This is a genomic window from Burkholderia sp. 9120, assembly GCF_000745015.1.
In the GTDB taxonomy this organism is placed as follows: domain Bacteria; phylum Pseudomonadota; class Gammaproteobacteria; order Burkholderiales; family Burkholderiaceae; genus Paraburkholderia.
The window spans coordinates 3,157,907-3,173,738 of sequence record NZ_JQNA01000002.1 but is presented as its reverse complement, the minus strand read 5'-3'; the positions used below and the strand labels follow the sequence as shown (position 1 = coordinate 3,173,738).

At 63.9% G+C, this 15,832-nt stretch carries 15 protein-coding genes; 11 read left to right on the top strand and 4 right to left on the bottom strand.

Translation table 11 applies throughout. The annotated features are described in order from the left end of the window. The first annotated feature begins 141 nt into the window (after positions 1-141). Positions 142-498, top strand: a complete 357-nt coding sequence (locus tag FA94_RS39530; RefSeq protein WP_286166118.1) for a TolC family protein — start codon at positions 142-144, stop codon at positions 496-498. 113 nt (positions 499-611) lie between these two features. On the opposite strand, the gene gcvA (FA94_RS22400) is transcribed toward FA94_RS39530, so the two are convergent. Next, on the bottom strand, positions 612-1,502 hold the full coding sequence (gene gcvA / locus FA94_RS22400; protein ID WP_176061208.1) for a transcriptional regulator GcvA: 891 nt from the start codon (positions 1,500-1,502) through the stop codon (positions 612-614). Between the two features lie 131 nt (positions 1,503-1,633). Between gcvA (FA94_RS22400) and FA94_RS22395 the strand changes: the two genes are divergently transcribed. From FA94_RS22395 to FA94_RS22365, 7 genes are all read left to right on the top strand, one after another. Further along, positions 1,634-2,479: a transketolase gene (locus FA94_RS22395; RefSeq protein WP_035555274.1), complete on the top strand. Its 846-nt coding sequence runs from the start codon at positions 1,634-1,636 to the stop codon at positions 2,477-2,479. Further along, complete coding sequence (locus FA94_RS22390) at positions 2,476-3,474, top strand: transketolase family protein (protein WP_035555272.1); 999 nt, start codon at positions 2,476-2,478, stop codon at positions 3,472-3,474. Before FA94_RS22395 ends, FA94_RS22390 begins: the two co-directional genes overlap by 4 nt. 105 nt (positions 3,475-3,579) lie before the next feature. Next, entirely contained in the window at positions 3,580-4,344 is a 765-nt protein-coding gene (locus FA94_RS22385) for an SDR family NAD(P)-dependent oxidoreductase (protein WP_035555269.1), read from the top strand. Between the two features lie 136 nt (positions 4,345-4,480). Beyond that, a complete protein-coding gene (locus tag FA94_RS22380) occupies positions 4,481-5,524 on the top strand; it encodes a TRAP transporter substrate-binding protein (protein WP_035555266.1) in 1,044 nt (347 codons plus the stop codon). A gap of 4 nt (positions 5,525-5,528) precedes the next feature. Then, positions 5,529-7,388 carry a TRAP transporter large permease gene (locus FA94_RS22375; protein WP_035555263.1) on the top strand — a complete coding sequence of 620 codons (1,860 nt, stop codon included), beginning with the start codon at positions 5,529-5,531 and terminating at the stop codon, positions 7,386-7,388. A 184-nt stretch (positions 7,389-7,572) separates the two neighbouring features. Beyond that, a complete protein-coding gene (gene tkt / locus FA94_RS22370; protein ID WP_081936036.1) occupies positions 7,573-9,663 on the top strand; it encodes a transketolase in 2,091 nt (696 codons plus the stop codon). 18 nt (positions 9,664-9,681) lie between these two features. Further along, on the top strand, positions 9,682-10,647 hold the full coding sequence (locus FA94_RS22365; RefSeq protein ID WP_035562702.1) for a D-2-hydroxyacid dehydrogenase: 966 nt from the start codon (positions 9,682-9,684) through the stop codon (positions 10,645-10,647). A gap of 54 nt (positions 10,648-10,701) precedes the next feature. Here the strand turns inward: FA94_RS22365 and FA94_RS22360 are convergent, their stop codons facing one another. Both FA94_RS22360 and FA94_RS22355 read right to left on the bottom strand, forming a co-directional pair. Continuing rightward, entirely contained in the window at positions 10,702-11,391 is a 690-nt protein-coding gene (locus FA94_RS22360) for an LrgB family protein (protein ID WP_051980662.1), read from the bottom strand. 9 nt (positions 11,392-11,400) lie between these two features. Next, the gene (locus tag FA94_RS22355) at positions 11,401-11,790 is read right to left on the bottom strand and encodes a CidA/LrgA family protein (RefSeq protein ID WP_051980661.1); all 390 of its coding nucleotides are present in this window, start codon (positions 11,788-11,790) and stop codon (positions 11,401-11,403) included. 239 nt (positions 11,791-12,029) lie between these two features. On the opposite strand from FA94_RS22355, the gene gcvA (FA94_RS22350) reads away from it, so the two are divergent. Continuing rightward, positions 12,030-12,968: a transcriptional regulator GcvA gene (gene gcvA, locus FA94_RS22350; RefSeq protein ID WP_051980660.1), complete on the top strand. Its 939-nt coding sequence runs from the start codon at positions 12,030-12,032 to the stop codon at positions 12,966-12,968. A 7-nt stretch (positions 12,969-12,975) separates the two neighbouring features. On the opposite strand, the gene FA94_RS22345 is transcribed toward gcvA (FA94_RS22350), so the two are convergent. Continuing rightward, a complete protein-coding gene (locus FA94_RS22345) occupies positions 12,976-13,752 on the bottom strand; it encodes an SDR family NAD(P)-dependent oxidoreductase (protein WP_035555257.1) in 777 nt (258 codons plus the stop codon). Between the two features lie 197 nt (positions 13,753-13,949). Between FA94_RS22345 and FA94_RS22340 the strand changes: the two genes are divergently transcribed. Together FA94_RS22340 and FA94_RS22335 are read left to right on the top strand one after the other, a co-directional pair. Beyond that, on the top strand, positions 13,950-14,558 hold the full coding sequence (locus FA94_RS22340; protein ID WP_035555254.1) for a TetR/AcrR family transcriptional regulator: 609 nt from the start codon (positions 13,950-13,952) through the stop codon (positions 14,556-14,558). A gap of 123 nt (positions 14,559-14,681) precedes the next feature. Then, positions 14,682-15,830, top strand: coding sequence for a peptidyl-alpha-hydroxyglycine alpha-amidating lyase family protein (locus tag FA94_RS22335; RefSeq protein ID WP_035555251.1), 1,149 nt, complete (start codon positions 14,682-14,684; stop codon positions 15,828-15,830). Positions 15,831-15,832 lie beyond the last annotated feature (2 nt).

The window sequence follows — 15,832 nt, the reverse complement described above, 5'->3', positions numbered from 1 at the left end:
TATCCCGGCGGCTAACACTATCAACTCTATTGTTGGCGCAGTAGTCAGCGCGATTGGCGCGGCTAATGATAATAGCTCCCTTCATCTAACAGATGGCATCTGTGGCCGACGAAATTACCCTTGTCGCTGAATTGCGCGACGGTGACACGGGCGTCCAGATGGGGTGCAGTTTGCCGACGGCACCACCTGGACGCGCCAGCAACTGATTCAGGTCGCGGCTGTGAGTGGGACAACAGCTATCAGGCCGTGCAAACCTCGACAAATGAGGTGAAAGACAGCGCGACATTGCTGGATATTGCGCAGCGCTCGTTCACAGCGGCGCAGCGCCGATATCAGGCAGGCGTCGGCAACATTCTGGAGTTGCTCAACGCGCAAACCGCGCTGGCCAACGCACAGCAGCAACGGATTCAGGCGCTTACCGGGTGGCGTTCGACGCGGTTGCGGTTTGCGGGCAGTCTTGGGCGACTCAAATCCACCCGGCTGGCGGATAGCATGTGATCAATCGCTCATTCGTTTAGCTGACACATTCAGACTAAAAAGCACGTGCGGCCATCGACAGCCCGGCAGAAACATCGCGTGCTCATATTCTCTGTGCCTGTCCACACACCCACTCACCGCTCCAGCTCCGCAAACAACCAGTCCTGAAAGCTGCGCAGCTTCGGCAAGTCGACACGCGACTTCAACAGATTCAGCGTGTAACCCCGCACCTCCAGTCCTTCCAACCCGAACGGCGCAACCAGCCGCCCCGTTTCCAGTTCGCGTTGCGCGAGCAGCAGGCTTTCGAGGCACACGCCGAGCCCATCGACAGCGGCGCTCAACGCCATGAACGAGCGATCGAAACGCGGCCCACGCCCAATATCGACCCGCGTCTTTCGATGCAAGCGCATCCAGTCACGCCAGCTCACCAGACAGCCTTCGCTATGAACGAGAGGATGGTGCTGCAGATCCGCGACGCCCAGCAGCGGATAGTCGCCGCTCATCAGCGCGGGCGAACAGAGCGGCACGATCGTCTCCGGCGGTAATTCGAGCACCAGCGTGCCGGCGGGTTGCAGCTTGCGCGGCCCATAGCGGATGTCGATATCGACCGCGCCTGAAATCAGATCCGCCGCTTCCGACGATGCATTCAGGCGCACGTCGATATCCGGATGCGTCGCGCTGAATCGCGCGATACGCGGCATCAGCCATTGCGTCGCGAAGCTCGGCGTGCAGTGAATCGTCAGGATGTCGCTTTTCGCCACGCGGCCGATCTCGCGCGTGGCCGCGTCGATCCGCCCGAACGCCGACGTGATTTCCTCAGCGTATTGCCGCCCCGAGTCGGTCAGCAGCACCGTCCGATGCAGCCGATGGAACAGACGAATGCTCAATTGCTCTTCGAGCAGCTTGATTTGATGACTGATCGCGGACGGCGTCACGAACAGTTCTTCTGCTGCGAGCGCAAACGACGAAAGCCGCGCGGCGGCTTCGAACGCTTGTATCGACTTGAGCGTGACGCGATTGTGCATGGCAGCACCCACGTGAATTCAATTCATCTATTGGCCATCTTAATTCGTTTGAGCGCAAGCGGGCGCGAGATTACGCTTGAATCACTGGCCGCGGTGTCGATGCGGACCACAAAAAACTTTGGAGACGCCCAGTGAATCCCAGCGAAACCGCCCCCTACGCAGAACTCGCGGAGCACGCGTACCAGATCCGCCGCAACGCGCTGCGAATGGGCGAAGTGCAAGGCCAGGGCTATATCGGCCAGGCGCTCGACATCGCCGACGTGCTGGCGGTCGCCTACTTCCGCGCGCTGCGTTATCGCGCCGACGATCCCGACTGGGAAGGCCGCGACCGCTTCCTCCTATCCAACGGTCATTACGCGATCGCGCTCTACGCCGCGCTGATCGAGGCCGGCATCATCGCTGATGAAGAACTGGAGACCTACGGCAGCGACGACAGCCGTCTGCCGATGTCCGGCATGGCCAGCTACACGCCCGGCATGGAGATGTCCGGCGGCTCGCTCGGCCAGGGTCTGACGATCGCGGTGGGCCGCTGCCTCGGCCTGAAGCGCAAGCAATCGGACGCCTTCGTCTACACGCTGTTCTCCGACGGCGAACTCGACGAAGGCGCGGTCTGGGAAGGCCTGATGTCCGCCGCGCACTGGCAACTCGACAACCTGATCGCCATGGTCGACGTGAACAATCAGCAGGCCGACGGGCCGTCGTCGAACGTGATGGCGTTCGAGCCGCTGGTCGACAAGCTGCAGGCATTCGGCTGGTTCGTGCAGCGCGTGGACGGCAACGATCTTGCCGCCGTGGTCGCCGCCTTCGACGCGGCGCGCGCGCACCCTGAAGCACAGCCGCGCATTATCGTCTGCGATACGCGGATGGGCTGTGGCGTGCCGTTCCTCGAAGCCCGCGAGAAAAACCACTTTATCCGCGTCGATGCGCACGAGTGGCAACTCGCGCTGCAGGCGCTGGAAGCAGGGAGAAACGTATGAGCGCCGCCGCCCCGAAAGCGCGTTTGAAAACCTCGGCGATGATCGCCTCGATTGCCGGCGAAGGCCAGATCACGCGTTCGGCACCGTTCGGTCACGCGCTGGTCGAACTGGCGCGCAACCGGCCCGAGGTGGTCGGCATGACCGCCGATCTCGGCAAATACACCGACCTGCATCTGTTCGCGAAGGCATACCCCGAACGCTTCTATCAGATGGGCATGGCCGAGCAACTGCTGATGGGCGCCGCGGCCGGCATGGCGCACGAAGGCGCACAGCCGTTCGTCACCACCTACGCGGTGTTTGCCGCGCGCCGTGCGTACGACTTCATCCACCAGGCGATTGCCGAAGACAATCTCGACGTCAAGCTAGTCTGCGCACTGCCGGGCCTGACGACCGGTTACGGCCCGAGCCACCAGGCGGCCGAAGACCTCGCGCTGTTCCGCGCCATGCCGAACCTCACGGTGATCGATCCGTGCGACGCGCTGGAAATCGAACAGATGGTGCCGGCCATTGCCGATCATCGCGGCCCGGTCTACGCGCGCTTATTGCGCGGCAACGTGCCCGTCGTGCTCGACGAATACGGCTACCGGTTCGAACTCGGCAAAGCGAAGCTGCTGCGCGACGGCGCCGAGGTGCTGATCGTCTCGTCCGGAATCATGACGATGCGCGCGCTGGAAACCGCCAAAGAACTCGCCGCCGACCGCATCGACGTGGGCGTGCTGCATGTGCCGACCATCAAGCCGCTCGACTCCGTCACGCTGCTGCGCGAAGCGCGCCGGCCGGGCCGGCTGGTGGTCGTCGCGGAGAACCATACGGTGATCGGCGGGCTCGGCGAAGCGGTGGCCAATGTGCTGCTGACCAACGGCGTCACCCCGCCGTTCCGCCAGATCGGTCTGCCCGACGCGTTTCTCGACGCAGGCGCGCTGCCCACGCTGCACGACCGCTACGGTATTTCCACCAACGCCATGTGCGACACGATCAAAGGCTGGCTGCGCTGAGCCGCTTTGAAAACCGGCAAGCGTCGTCACCGCGTCGTCACCGCGTAGTCACCAATAGCCAGCAACGTAGCAATCCATAAGCATTCCATTCAGGAGATCCGCATCATGTCCGAATCACGTCTTCTCGACGGCAAAGTTGCTGTTATTTCCGGCGGAGCGTCGCCGCGCGGTATCGGCATGGCGACCGCTCGCATGTTCGCGGCGCACGGCGCGCGCGTCGCGATTTTCGATCTCGACGAAAACGCCGCGGTGGAAGCCGCCGCGTCGATCGGCAGCGCGCATCGCGGCTATGCGTGCAACGTCACCGATCGCGGCGCGTGTCAGGCCGCCGTCGAACGCACCGTTGCCGACTTCGGCGCGATCGACGTACTGATCAACAACGCCGGGATTACCCAGGCCGCCAAGTTGCTCGATATCGACGCGGAAGGTTGGGACCGCATTCTCGACGTCAATCTGCGCGGCGTGCTGTACCTGTCGCAAGCGGTCGTGCCGCAAATGAAGAAGCAGAAGAGCGGCTCGATCGGCTGCATGTCGTCGGTGTCGGCGCAACGCGGCGGCGGCATTCTCGGCGGGCCGCACTATTCCGCGGCCAAGGCGGGCGTGCTCGGTCTCGCCAAGGCGATGGCGCGGGAGCTCGGCATCGACGGTATTCGGGTGAACTGCGTGACGCCGGGTCTGATTCAAACCGACATCAACGCCGGCAAGATCAGCGACGACAAACGCGGCGAGATTCTCGCCGGTATTCCGCTGAATCGCCTGGGCGTGCCCGACGACGTGGCCGGCGCGTTCCTGTTTCTCGCGTCGCCGTTGTCGTCGTATATCACGGGAGCGGTGATCGACGTGAACGGCGGGATGCTGATTCACGGCTGATTCACAGCTAACGCACAGCCGATTTACGTTGCATAAGCAATAGACAAGACAGGCGCGGCGAGCCCTACGTGCAGCCACCGCGCCTCGAAAGCAGAAAACCATAACGACGCGCGATCCGGAATTGGAGGAAGACACCATGACTACCCGTTCGAAAGCCCAACAGGGCATCAGTCGCCGCACCTTTCTGAAGGCCGGCGCGACCTTGACCGCCGCCGCGCCGTTATGGAGCGTGTCGCGCCGCGCGCTGGCCGCGCCCGAGTTCTCCTACAAGCTCGCCACCGGCCAGGACCCGACGCATCCAGTCAACATCCGCGCGCAGGAAGCGATCAATCACATTCGCGACGCCACCAACGGCCGCCTCGATATCAAGCTGTTTCCGCAGAATCAGCTGGGCTCCGACACCGACCTGCTCTCGCAGGTGCGCAACGGCGGCGTGGAGTTCTTCAACCAGGCCTCGTCGATTCTGGCGACGCTCACGCCGGCCGCCGGCATCGTCAATACCGGTTTCGCGTTCAAGGATTACGACGCGGTCTGGAAAGCGATGGACGGCGACCTCGGCAATTACATCCGCGCGCAGATCACCAAGTCCGGCATCGTGTCGGTCAGCAAGGTGTGGGACAACGGTTTCCGGCAGATCAGTTCATCCACTCGCGCGTTGCGCGCGCCCGCCGATCTGAAGGGCTTCAAGATTCGCGTGCCGCAGGCGCCGATGCTGACCTCGCTGTTCAAGGCGCTCGACGCGGGACCGGCGCCGATCAACTTCAACGAACTGTATTCGGCGCTACAGACGGGCGTGGTGGAAGGCCAGGAGAATCCGCTGCCGATCATCGCCACCGCCAAGCTGTACGAGGTGCAGAAGTACATCAGTCTGACCTCGCACGTGTGGGACGGTTACTGGATTCTCGGCAATCGCGCCGCGTGGGAACGTCTGCCGGCCGACATCCGCGCGATCGTCACGCGCGAGTTCGAAAAGGCCGCGATGCTGCAACGCGCGGACATCGCCAAGCTGAGCAACTCGCTGCGCGACGATCTGAAGTCGAAGGGCATTACCTTCATCGACGTGGATCGTGAATCGTTCCGCGTCGCGCTGGCCAAGACGAGCTTCTACCACGACTGGAAGGGCAAGTACGGCGACGAAGCCTGGGGTCTGCTGGAGAAGTCCGTCGGAAAACTGGGGTAATGCGATGACCACGATCTTCTATTCGCACGACGCGCAGCACCGCTTCGCCTGCGCGCTCGATTCCGCGCTCGGGCATCTGGTGGAGATTCCCGCCGCGTTGCTGGTGCTGGCGGAAATCGGCGTACTGCTGGCCGGCGTGACGAGCCGCTACGTGCTGCATGCGCCGCTCGTCTGGTCCGACGAACTCGCGTCGATGCTGTTCCTGTGGCTCGCCATGCTCGGCGCCGTGATCGCGTTGCGGCGCGGCGAGCATATGCGGATGACGGCGCTGGTTGGCATGGCGTCGCCGGGCGTGCGGGCGTTTCTCGACGTGGTGGCGATCGCCGCGCCGATCGCGTTTCTGGCGATGGTGGTCGGCCCCGCGATCAGCTTCGCGCAGGACGAGTCGTTCATCACCACGCCCGCGCTCGAACTGTCGAATTCGTGGCGCGCGGCCGCGTTGCCGATCGGCTCGGCACTGATGCTGCTGGTCGCCGTGGTGCGGCTCGCGCGCATGGGTAACTGGCGGCTGATTCTGGCCGCGCTGGCCACCGTCGGCGCACTGGTCGGCGTCTTCGTTCTGCTCGGACCGATGTTGCGCGACCTCGGCAATCTCAACCTGCTGATCTTCTTCGTCGGGCTGGTCGCGCTCGGCGTGTTGAGCGGCGTGCCGATCGCGTTCTCGTTCGGGCTCGCCACCTTCGGCTACCTCGCGCTCACCACCAACACGCCGATGCCGGTGGTGGTCGGCCGGATGGACGAAGGCATGTCGCATCTGATTCTGCTTTCCGTGCCGCTGTTCGTGTTTCTCGGCCAGTTGATCGAGATGACCGGCATGGCCGCCGCGATGATCGCGTTTCTCGCCAGCCTGCTCGGCCATGTGCGCGGCGGTTTGTCGTATGTGCTGGTCGGCGCGATGTATCTGGTGTCCGGGATCTCGGGGTCGAAAGCCGCCGACATGGCCGCCGTCGCGCCAGTGCTGTTTCCGGAGATGAAAGCGCGCGGCGCGAAACCCGGCGATCTGGTCGCGCTGCTCGCCGCGACCGGCGCACAGACCGAAACCATTCCACCGAGCCTCGTGCTGATCACGCTCGGTTCGGTAACGGGTGTGTCGATCTCGGCGCTGTTCACGGGCGGCATGCTGCCTGGCATCGTGCTGGCGTTCACGTTGTGCCTCGTCGTGCAGTGGCGTTACCGGCGCGAGGATATGTCCGGCGTGAAGCGGGCGACGCGCGGCGAGATTCTGCGCAAGCTCGTGATCGCGTTCCCGGCGCTTGCATTGCCGTTCGTGATTCGCGCGGCCGTTGTCGAAGGCATCGCGACGGCAACCGAAGTGTCCACCATCGGCATTGCATATGCAGTGCTGGCGGGTCTGCTGATCTATCGCCGCTTCGAATGGAAACGGCTCAAACCGATGCTGATCGATACCGCGTCGCTGTCCGGCGCGATCCTGCTGATCATCGGCGCGGCCACCGCCATGGCGTGGGCGCTGACCCAGTCCGGCTTCTCGGGCCAGCTCGCGCAAACGCTCGGCGCGTTGCCCGGCGGCGCGGCAATGTTCATGGCGGCGTCGATCTGCGTGTTCGTGATTCTCGGCAGCGTGCTCGAAGGGATTCCGGCCATCGTGCTGTTCGGCCCGCTGATGTTCCCGATCGCGCGCGCCATGCACATTCACGACGTGCACTACGCGATGGTCGTGATTCTGTCGATGGGTGTGGGCCTGTTCGCGCCGCCGTTCGGCGTGGGTTATTACTCGGCTTGCGCCGTGAGCCGTATTCATCCGGACGAAGGCATGAAGCCGATTCTGGGTTATATCGCCGCGTTGATGGTCGGGCTGATCGTGGTGGCCGCGGTGCCGTGGATTTCGATCGGGTTTCTGCATTGAGCCACTGATGCGCGAGGTTGCGTCGGGTTGCCATGAGCACGACGCAATCTGGTCTCGCGCGACCTTGTTTCTTGTTTCGCCCGCTCCACTGGCTTCGCCCTTCACCACTGAATCATTCCGTTTGTTCCAATCTGTCAGATTGCCGCCGCCCGCTTCGCGGGCTGGCGTAGAGGAGCCTGTTGCCATGTCCACCACCGAAGCCCAGCCTGCAGTGATTAACGCTTCGCCCGCTTCCATTGCGCCTTCGGCATCCGCAACGCCTGCGGCTTCGACGCTCGCGCAAGCGAACACGCAGACGCAAGCACAGCCCACGTTGCCGCTCGCCGACGCGATCCGCTTCCTCTCCATCGACTCAATCCTGCGCGCCGGCGAAGGCCATCAAGGCGTGCCGCTCGGCATGGCCGAAATCGCCACCGCACTATTTACTCGACACCTCAAATTCAATCCCGCCGATCCCACCTGGCCCGACCGCGACCGCTTCGTGCTATCCAACGGACACGGCTCGCTGCTGCTTTACGCGCTGCTCTATCTGACCGGCTATAGCGCGATTAGCCTGGCGCAGCTTCAATCGTTCCGCGAACTCGGCTCGCATTGCGCGGGCCACCCGGAATACGAACCGGCGCACGGCATTGAAGCCACCACCGGCCCGCTCGGCCAGGGCATTGCCAACGCGTTCGGTATGGCGATCGCCGAAGCGTATCTCGCGGCGAAATTCGGCAGCGATCTGGTCGATCACACCACGTACGCGTTTGTCGGCGACGGCTGTTTGCAGGAAGGCATCGGTCAGGAAATGATTTCGCTGGCCGGGCATCTGCAACTGGGCAAACTGATTCTCTGCTGGGACGACAACCAGATCACCGACGACGGCAGCACCTCGCTGTCGATCAGCGAAGACGTCTGCGCGCGCTTTCGCGTCGGCGGCTGGCAGGTGATCGAAGTGGACGGGCACGATCTCGAAGCGGTGTCGGCGGCGTTGACGATCGCGCGCGCGGACCCGCGGCCTTCGATGATCGCGTGCAAGACCGTGATCGGACGCGGCATTGCGCGCTTGCAGGGGCAGCGCGGCGGCCACAGCGGCAAGCTGTTCCAGGCGGACGCCGACACGGCACGCGAACAACTCGGCTGGCCGCATGCACCGTTCGATGTGCCCACGGAAATTCTGGACGCGTGGCGCGCGGCCGGGCATCGCAACGACGCGCAACATCGCGCATGGCAGGCGCGCGTCGCCGCGTTGCCGGAGGCGCAGCGCGCCGAGTTCAAGCGGGTGCAGTCCGGCCATCTGCCGCAAAACTGGCGCGACGTGCTCGACGACTATCGCAAGCGCGCCGTGGAGCGCGGCGAAGCGCAACCCGGCATCGCCGTATCGGGCGAAATCAGCGACCTGCTCGCGCCGTTGCTGCCGGAACGCATGGTCGGTTGCGCCGATCTCGAAGCGCCCACCGGACACAAGCGCCAGTTGCACGCGTTCACCGCTGCGGACCGCAGCGGCGCCTACGTTCACTGCGGCGTGCGCGAACATCTGATGGGCGCGATGGCCAACGGTATGGCGGCGCACGGCGGCGTGATCGCGACCAGCGTCACGTATCTGGCGTTCTCCGACTATCAACGGCCGGCCATGCGGATGGCCGCGTTAATGGGCTTGCCGGTGCATTTCGTGTTCAGCCACGACTCGATCGGCGTCGGCAAAAACGGGCCGACGCATCAGCCCGTCGAAATCCTCGCGTCGCTGCGCGCGATGCCGAACATGCGCGTGCTGCGTCCCGCCGACGCCGTGGAAGCCGCCGAATGCTGGGCGCTCGCACTGGAACACCGGCATGGTCCGAGCACGCTGGTGTTTGCGCGCCAGGCGCTGCCGCTGGTGCGCCGCGAACACAGCGCCGAGTCGCTGTCAAAGCGCGGCGCTTACGTGCTCGCCGAAGCGAGCGACGCACCGCGCGCGGTCACCTTGCTCGCCACGGGTTCCGAAGTGGCGGTCGCGCTGCAGGCGCGCCGCCGCTTGCAGGACGAAGGCATCGCGACGGCAGTGGTATCCATGCCCTGCTGGGAGATCTTCGACGAACAGGATGCCGCCTACCGTTCAGCGGTGCTCGGCGCGGGCACCGTGCGCGTGGGCATCGAAGCGGCCTTGCGTTTCGGCTGGGACCGCTATCTCGGCGAGCGGGGTGGGTTCGTGGGTATGACGGGATTCGGCGCGTCGGCGTCGGCGGAAACGCTGTATGAACACTTCGGCATCACCGCGGAATATATCGTCGCTGAAGCGAAGCGGCACCTGTAAATCATCGGGGACATGACCATGCATAAGATCGTTTTTCTCGACCGCACGACGTTGGCGCCGCAAATCGTGTTGCGCGAGCCGCGCTTCGATCATCAACTGATCGAGCACGATCGCACCGCGCCGGATCAGGTGCTCAAGCGCCTGGCCGGGGCGTCGATTGCGATTACCAACAAGGTCGCGTTAACCGACGACCTGCTCGCGCAGTTGCCCGACCTGAAGCTCGTCGCGGTGGCCGCGACCGGCACGGACTGCGTCGACAAAGCGGCGTGCGAACGACTCGGCATCGCGGTCAGCAATATTCGCGGCTATGCGATCAACACGGTGCCCGAGCACACCTTCGCGTTGATCCTCGCGCTGCGGCGCAATCTGATCGCCTATCGCGAGGACGTACTCGCCGGTGAGTGGCAGAAGTCCGGGCAATTCTGTTTCTTCACACACGCCATTCACGATCTGGCCGGCGCGCGGCTCGGCATCATCGGCGAAGGGGTGTTGGGGCAGCGCGTCGCGGAAATCGGCAAGGCGTTCGGCATGCAGCCGATGTTCGCCGCGCACAAAGGCCGCGAAGGGCTCGGCCCGTTGTACACGCCATGGGACGAAGTGCTGGCGACCAGCGACATCATCACCGTACACAGTCCGCTCACGCCGCACACGCGCAACATGCTGGCCATGCCCGAGTTTCGCGCGATGCAGCGGCGGCCGCTGCTGATCAACACGGCGCGCGGCGGACTCGTCGATGAACACGCGCTGGTGCAGGCGCTCGATGAAGGGCTGATCAGCGGCGCGGGATTCGATGTGACGGCGGGTGAGCCGCCGGACGACGACAACCCGCTGCTGCGCGCCGCCGGTCGGCCGAATGTGATTCTGACGCCGCATGTGGCGTGGGCGTCGGATGAGGCGCAGCAGCGGCTGGCCGATCAGTTGATGGATAACATCGAGAACTTTGTCGATGGGACGCCGAGTAATCTGGTGCGGGGGAGTTATTGAACGGGGACGAAGACGGACGCGGTGCGTCGCCCATGCGCTGCTGTCCTGATCCGCTCACAGCAAGCGGAAAATCACCGGCAACAGCACCGCCGACGCGCAGCCCATCAGCACCATGCCGAGCGTGGCGAAGGCCACGGCTTCCGAGCCGAACTCGAGCGCACGCGTAATACCGAAGGTGTGTGACGTCAAACCCAGCGTGAAGCCCTTCACCGCCGGATCGTCGATACGAAGCGTCTTGAGCAGGAACGGCGTCAACGTCACACCAACCAGCCCCGTGACGAACACGCCGAGAATCGTCAGCGGCACGGACCCGCCGATTTTGCCCGCCACCGATAAAGCAATCGGCGTGGTCAGCGATTTGGTGCTGAGCGCCCGCTCCATCAGCGGACTCAACCCGAAGCCGCGCCCGAGCAGCAACGCGCTGCCCGTCACCGTCACGCCGCCGAGCAGGGTCGCGAGCGCAATCCGCCACAGCGCCCCTCGCGCCTTGTGGACGTTCTCGTAAAGCGGCACGGCCAGCGCGACCACGGCTGGCCCGAGCAGGTCGTGCAACGGCGCGGTGGCCTCGAAATACCGGCTATACGGCAGCCCGGCGCTCAGCAGCGCGACCACCAGTACACTGGTGGCGATCAGCACCGGTTGCAGCACGGGCAGTTTTCCCGAGCGCAGATATAGCCAGTTGCCGGCCGAATAGGCGGCAATGGTTAGCGCGATGAAGCCCAGAGAAATCGTGGCGGTCGTCATGGCCAGCCTCTAGCGTTGTGGAACGGATGACGCAAGCGGATCGGCGGCGGTGTCAACGCCAACGTCGCCGTGACCCAGCAGTGCGTTGGCGATCCAGGACGTGGCGAGACTGCCGCCCACCAGCGCGAGCACCAGCACGCAGGCGAGTCCAGGGATGCCGGACGGCACACGATGAATCAGTTCGACCACGCCGACGCAGGTCGGCACCAGCATCAATGCAAGGTAGCGCAGCAACGTGTCGGCCGGCCCTTTGAGTGGGGCATCTACCTTGCCGCGCACGACTAGCAGCGCGAACACCAGACCCAGTCCGATGATCGGTCCGGGGACCGGCAGCGCGAAACGCGTCGACAGGTCGTTGCCGACCAGATACATGGCAATGAAGAAGGCGAAACCGAACATGATCAGAGCGCTTTATCGAAGACGGCGCACGGGTGGCGCCGGACCTCAGCACTGTGACATCGGCCGGTCAACGCGAAAAGCGAGCATTTCGCAAGCTCGGATTAGTTTTGTTTGTGTCGGGTGAGCCGGCATAAGCCGGCATGAGCCGCGCTATACCCGAAAGGCTTTTCGCTTTGTCATGCGGACAAACCGGTGAATAATCGCTGTTCGCGCTTTACTTTGGCCACCGTCCGAATTCGATGAAATATCGCTTGCCGCCGTTGAACGCACTTCGCGCTTTCGAAGCCGCCGCACGGCATATGAGCTTCAAGAACGCCGCGGAAGAACTGTGCGTCACGCCCGCGGCGATCAGCCATCAGATCCGCAGCATCGAGGAATACCTCGGCATCGAGCTGTTTTGCCGCTCGAATCGCACGATCGAATTGACCGAACACGGCAAACGCTGTTTTCAGGAAGTCACGCTGGGCTTCACGCATCTGACGCGCGCCATGACCTGGGTCGACACGAGCCAGGAATCCCAGCGGCTGGTCATTACGGCGGGCCCGGCCTTCACGACCAAATGGCTCGTGCCGCGTCTGTCGGCTTTCACCGAATTGCACCCCGGCATCAAGACGCGCGTGTCGGCTTCGCTGGCGCTATGCGATTTCGTCAAGGAAGGCGTGGACGTGGCGATCCGCTTCGGCCGCATCGACACCGCGGGCTTGCATGTCGAACGCCTGATCGAGGAATCCGTGGCGCCGATGTGCAGCCCCGCGTTGCGTAACGCGGACGGCAAGCCCCTCACCCCCGCCGATCTCGCGCACGTCCCCCTGATTCACGACGAGTCGCTGCGAATGGTCGACCCGGCCGCTACCGGCTGGTCGGAGTGGTTCAAGCAGGCAGGCCTGAAAGGCGATGCCACGCGCGGCCTGTTTTTCAATCACGCGGATCACGCGCTCCAGGCCGCGGCCGAAGGCACGGGCGTCGTGTTGGGCCGGCGCGTACTGGCTGCGCCGGACGTGCGCAACGAACGCCTGATGATCCCGTTCGGCCCCGAAGTTGCAACGGGGCTGTTCTTTCACTTCGTCACGACGCCGGAGAAAAGCCGGAACGCTACGGTGAAGGTGTTCCGCGACTGGCTGTTCGAAGAACTGCGCCGTGAAGTGAAGCCGCTAGCGTGGGGAAACGGCACCCCCTAGCCGCGCATCACCCCTGACGGAACAGCGCCGAGCCCCACGGTGCGCCAGTCGTGCCACCATCCACGACAATCTCCGCGCCCGTCATTCCCGAAGCGTCGTTCGACGCGAGGAACAGCACCGCCGCCGCGACTTCTTCCGGCGTGGCCAGGCGGCCAAACGGAATACGCGGTGCGAGCGCCTCTTCAGTACCGTCGAGCGTGGCGCCCTCACGCGCGCCACGCGTCCAGATCGGTGTGCGCGTGCCGCCCGGAATCACGGTATTCACGCGAATGCCGCGTTGCACCAGTTCGGTTGCGAAGACTTTAGCCATGCCCGTAATGCCCGCCTTGGTCGCGGAATAAGCCGCCGAGCCCGGCGAGCCGAGTTCGCGCATCACCGAACCGTTCAGGACGATCGCGCCGCCGGCGCTCATCAGCGGCAGCGCGGCCTGCACCGTCAGAAAGACCGCGGTCAGGTTGGTGCGCAGAATCGCCTCGAATGCGGCGGCCGACGTGCCGCCGAGCGGCGTCGGCCCCGAAATGCCGGCGTTCGCGAAGACGATGTCGAGCGAACCGTACGCGCTGCCGATCCGTTCGAATAACGTGCCGATCGCCGCTTCGTCGTCGAGATTGGCCTGCACGCCTAGTGCGTTTTCGCCTAGCTCGGCAACCGCCTGATCCAGCTTCGCGCGATCGCGGCCGGTAATCACCACGCGCGCGCCTTCGGCAATCATCAGCTTTGCCGTGACGAAACCAATGCCGCTATTGCCACCCGTGACCAACGCTGTCTTTCCCGTGAAACGCATCATCTTTCTCCTTCATGGCGCCGCCGGCCCAGCCAAAGCGATGGCCGCGCGACACCCGAAACGGTTAAGCGGCCGAACGCCGCCCCAAATAACCAGACATCTCGACGATGTCTCATCTGATCATTCTGCATGTTGATCGTCATGCACATTTTCAGTATTATGCTCGTCATGCAGATTGTCAAGAGGCGGTGAACGAAATGGGCTACTCGCAGGCACAGAAGGCGGAAAGCCGGCAGCGCGTGCTGGAAACAGCGTCGCGGCAAATCCGTGAAGACGGGATCGAGGCGCTCGGCGTGGCGGATTGCATGCGGCGCGCCGGGCTCACGCATGGCGCGTTCTACGGGCATTTTTCATCGCGCGACGCGTTGATCGTCGAGGCGCTGGAATACGCGGTCGCTCAGAGCCGGCAACGCATCGCGGCACTCAACACGGCGTCGGGTAAAGGCGGGGCCAAGGCGAAAGAGCCTTTGCAAACCATAGCGGAATTGTTTCTCAGCGATCGCCACGTCAAGGACCCCGGCAACGGTTGCGCGTTGTGCTCGCTGGCCGGCGAAGCCCGGCATGCGAGCCCGGAAGTCCGGGACCGTTTGACCCAGTACGTCCACTCGCTGACGTCGCAGATCGCCAGGACCCTGGCGGGGCCCAGCGAAGGCATGGCGCTCGGTATCGTCGCGACGATTGTCGGCGCGGTCACGCTGGCGCGTGCGGTCGACGAAGACAAACTGGCGAAGGCGATTCTGGCTTCCTCGCTGGCGTTGATCGTTGCGCAGAACAAGGACGCGCGGCAAGCGGGGACCATGGCGTAAAGACGACTTAGCCATTAAGCGCTTTGTGAACTAGGATTGCTTCTGTACGTTCGGCACATGACGCGTGCCTGATACAACTATCGCGCATGGGACCAGAATCAGCGTGCCCACCGGAGACAGAAGATGAACGAACAATATGGGTCGTTGTGCCCTTGCTGCGGCAGCGCGGAACATCGCGCAATCAGTCGCCGTACGTTCCTGAACCTGATCGCCGGCACCGCTGCCGGTCTCGCCATACCATCCGCCTTCGCGGACACTCAATCCGCACCCGCGATTCCTTACGACTCGATTGCCAATCCCGTTCATTTGCCTAAAGACACGTATTTCGGCGAATGCTCCGGCATCGCGCTCAACTCGCAAGGACATATCTTCGTGCTGTCGCGCGGCAACACCAACGGACCGGCCTATGGCGCGGCAGCGGCGCAATTGCTGGAGTTCGCGCCCGACGGCCGTTTCATTCGCGAGATAGGACGCAATCTGTACGCGTGGTCGTTCGCGCATACGGTCAAGATCGACCGGCAAGACAACATCTGGGTGACGGACAAAGGCTCCGACATGGTGATCAAATTCACCCCGGACGGCCGCGTCGCGATGGTATTCGGCCGCAAGCAGGAAGCCGCCGACGAAGACACCGCGCCGCTCAAACACCCTAACCCGCCGCTGCCCGCCGAAGACGGCCGCTTCCGTCAGGTGACGGACGTCGCGTGGGACGTGGCGGGCAATACGTACATCAGCGACGGCTATATCAACTCGCGCGTCGCCAAAGTGGATCGCGACGGCAACTGGCTCAAATCATGGGGCGAACGCGGCACCGGTCCGGGACAGTTTCATACCCCGCACAGCATCGCGCTCGACGCGCACGACAACATCTACGTCGCCGACCGCAGCAACCGGCGCATTCAGGTGTTCGATACCGAAGGCACGTTCCTGCGGCAATTCACGATCGACGTGCCGGTCCCGCCGGGCGCGCGTCCGGCGATCGGCAACATGCCGGACGAAGCCACCTTGGCGGCCGGCACGTTTGCACCGGGCGCGCCGTGGGCCATCTGCATTTCACCGGGACCGAATCAGGTGCTGTACAGCGCCGACGGTTATCCGGGCCGTATCTACAAGATGACGCTCGACGGCAAGGTGCTCGGCGTGCTCGGTCAATCCGGCAAACAGTTGAAGCAGTTCGGCTGGATTCATCAGATGGCGTGCCCGTCGGAGAACGTGTTGTTCGTGGCCGAACTATTGAACTGGCGGGTGCAGAAGCTGGTGTTGCATGCGTGAAT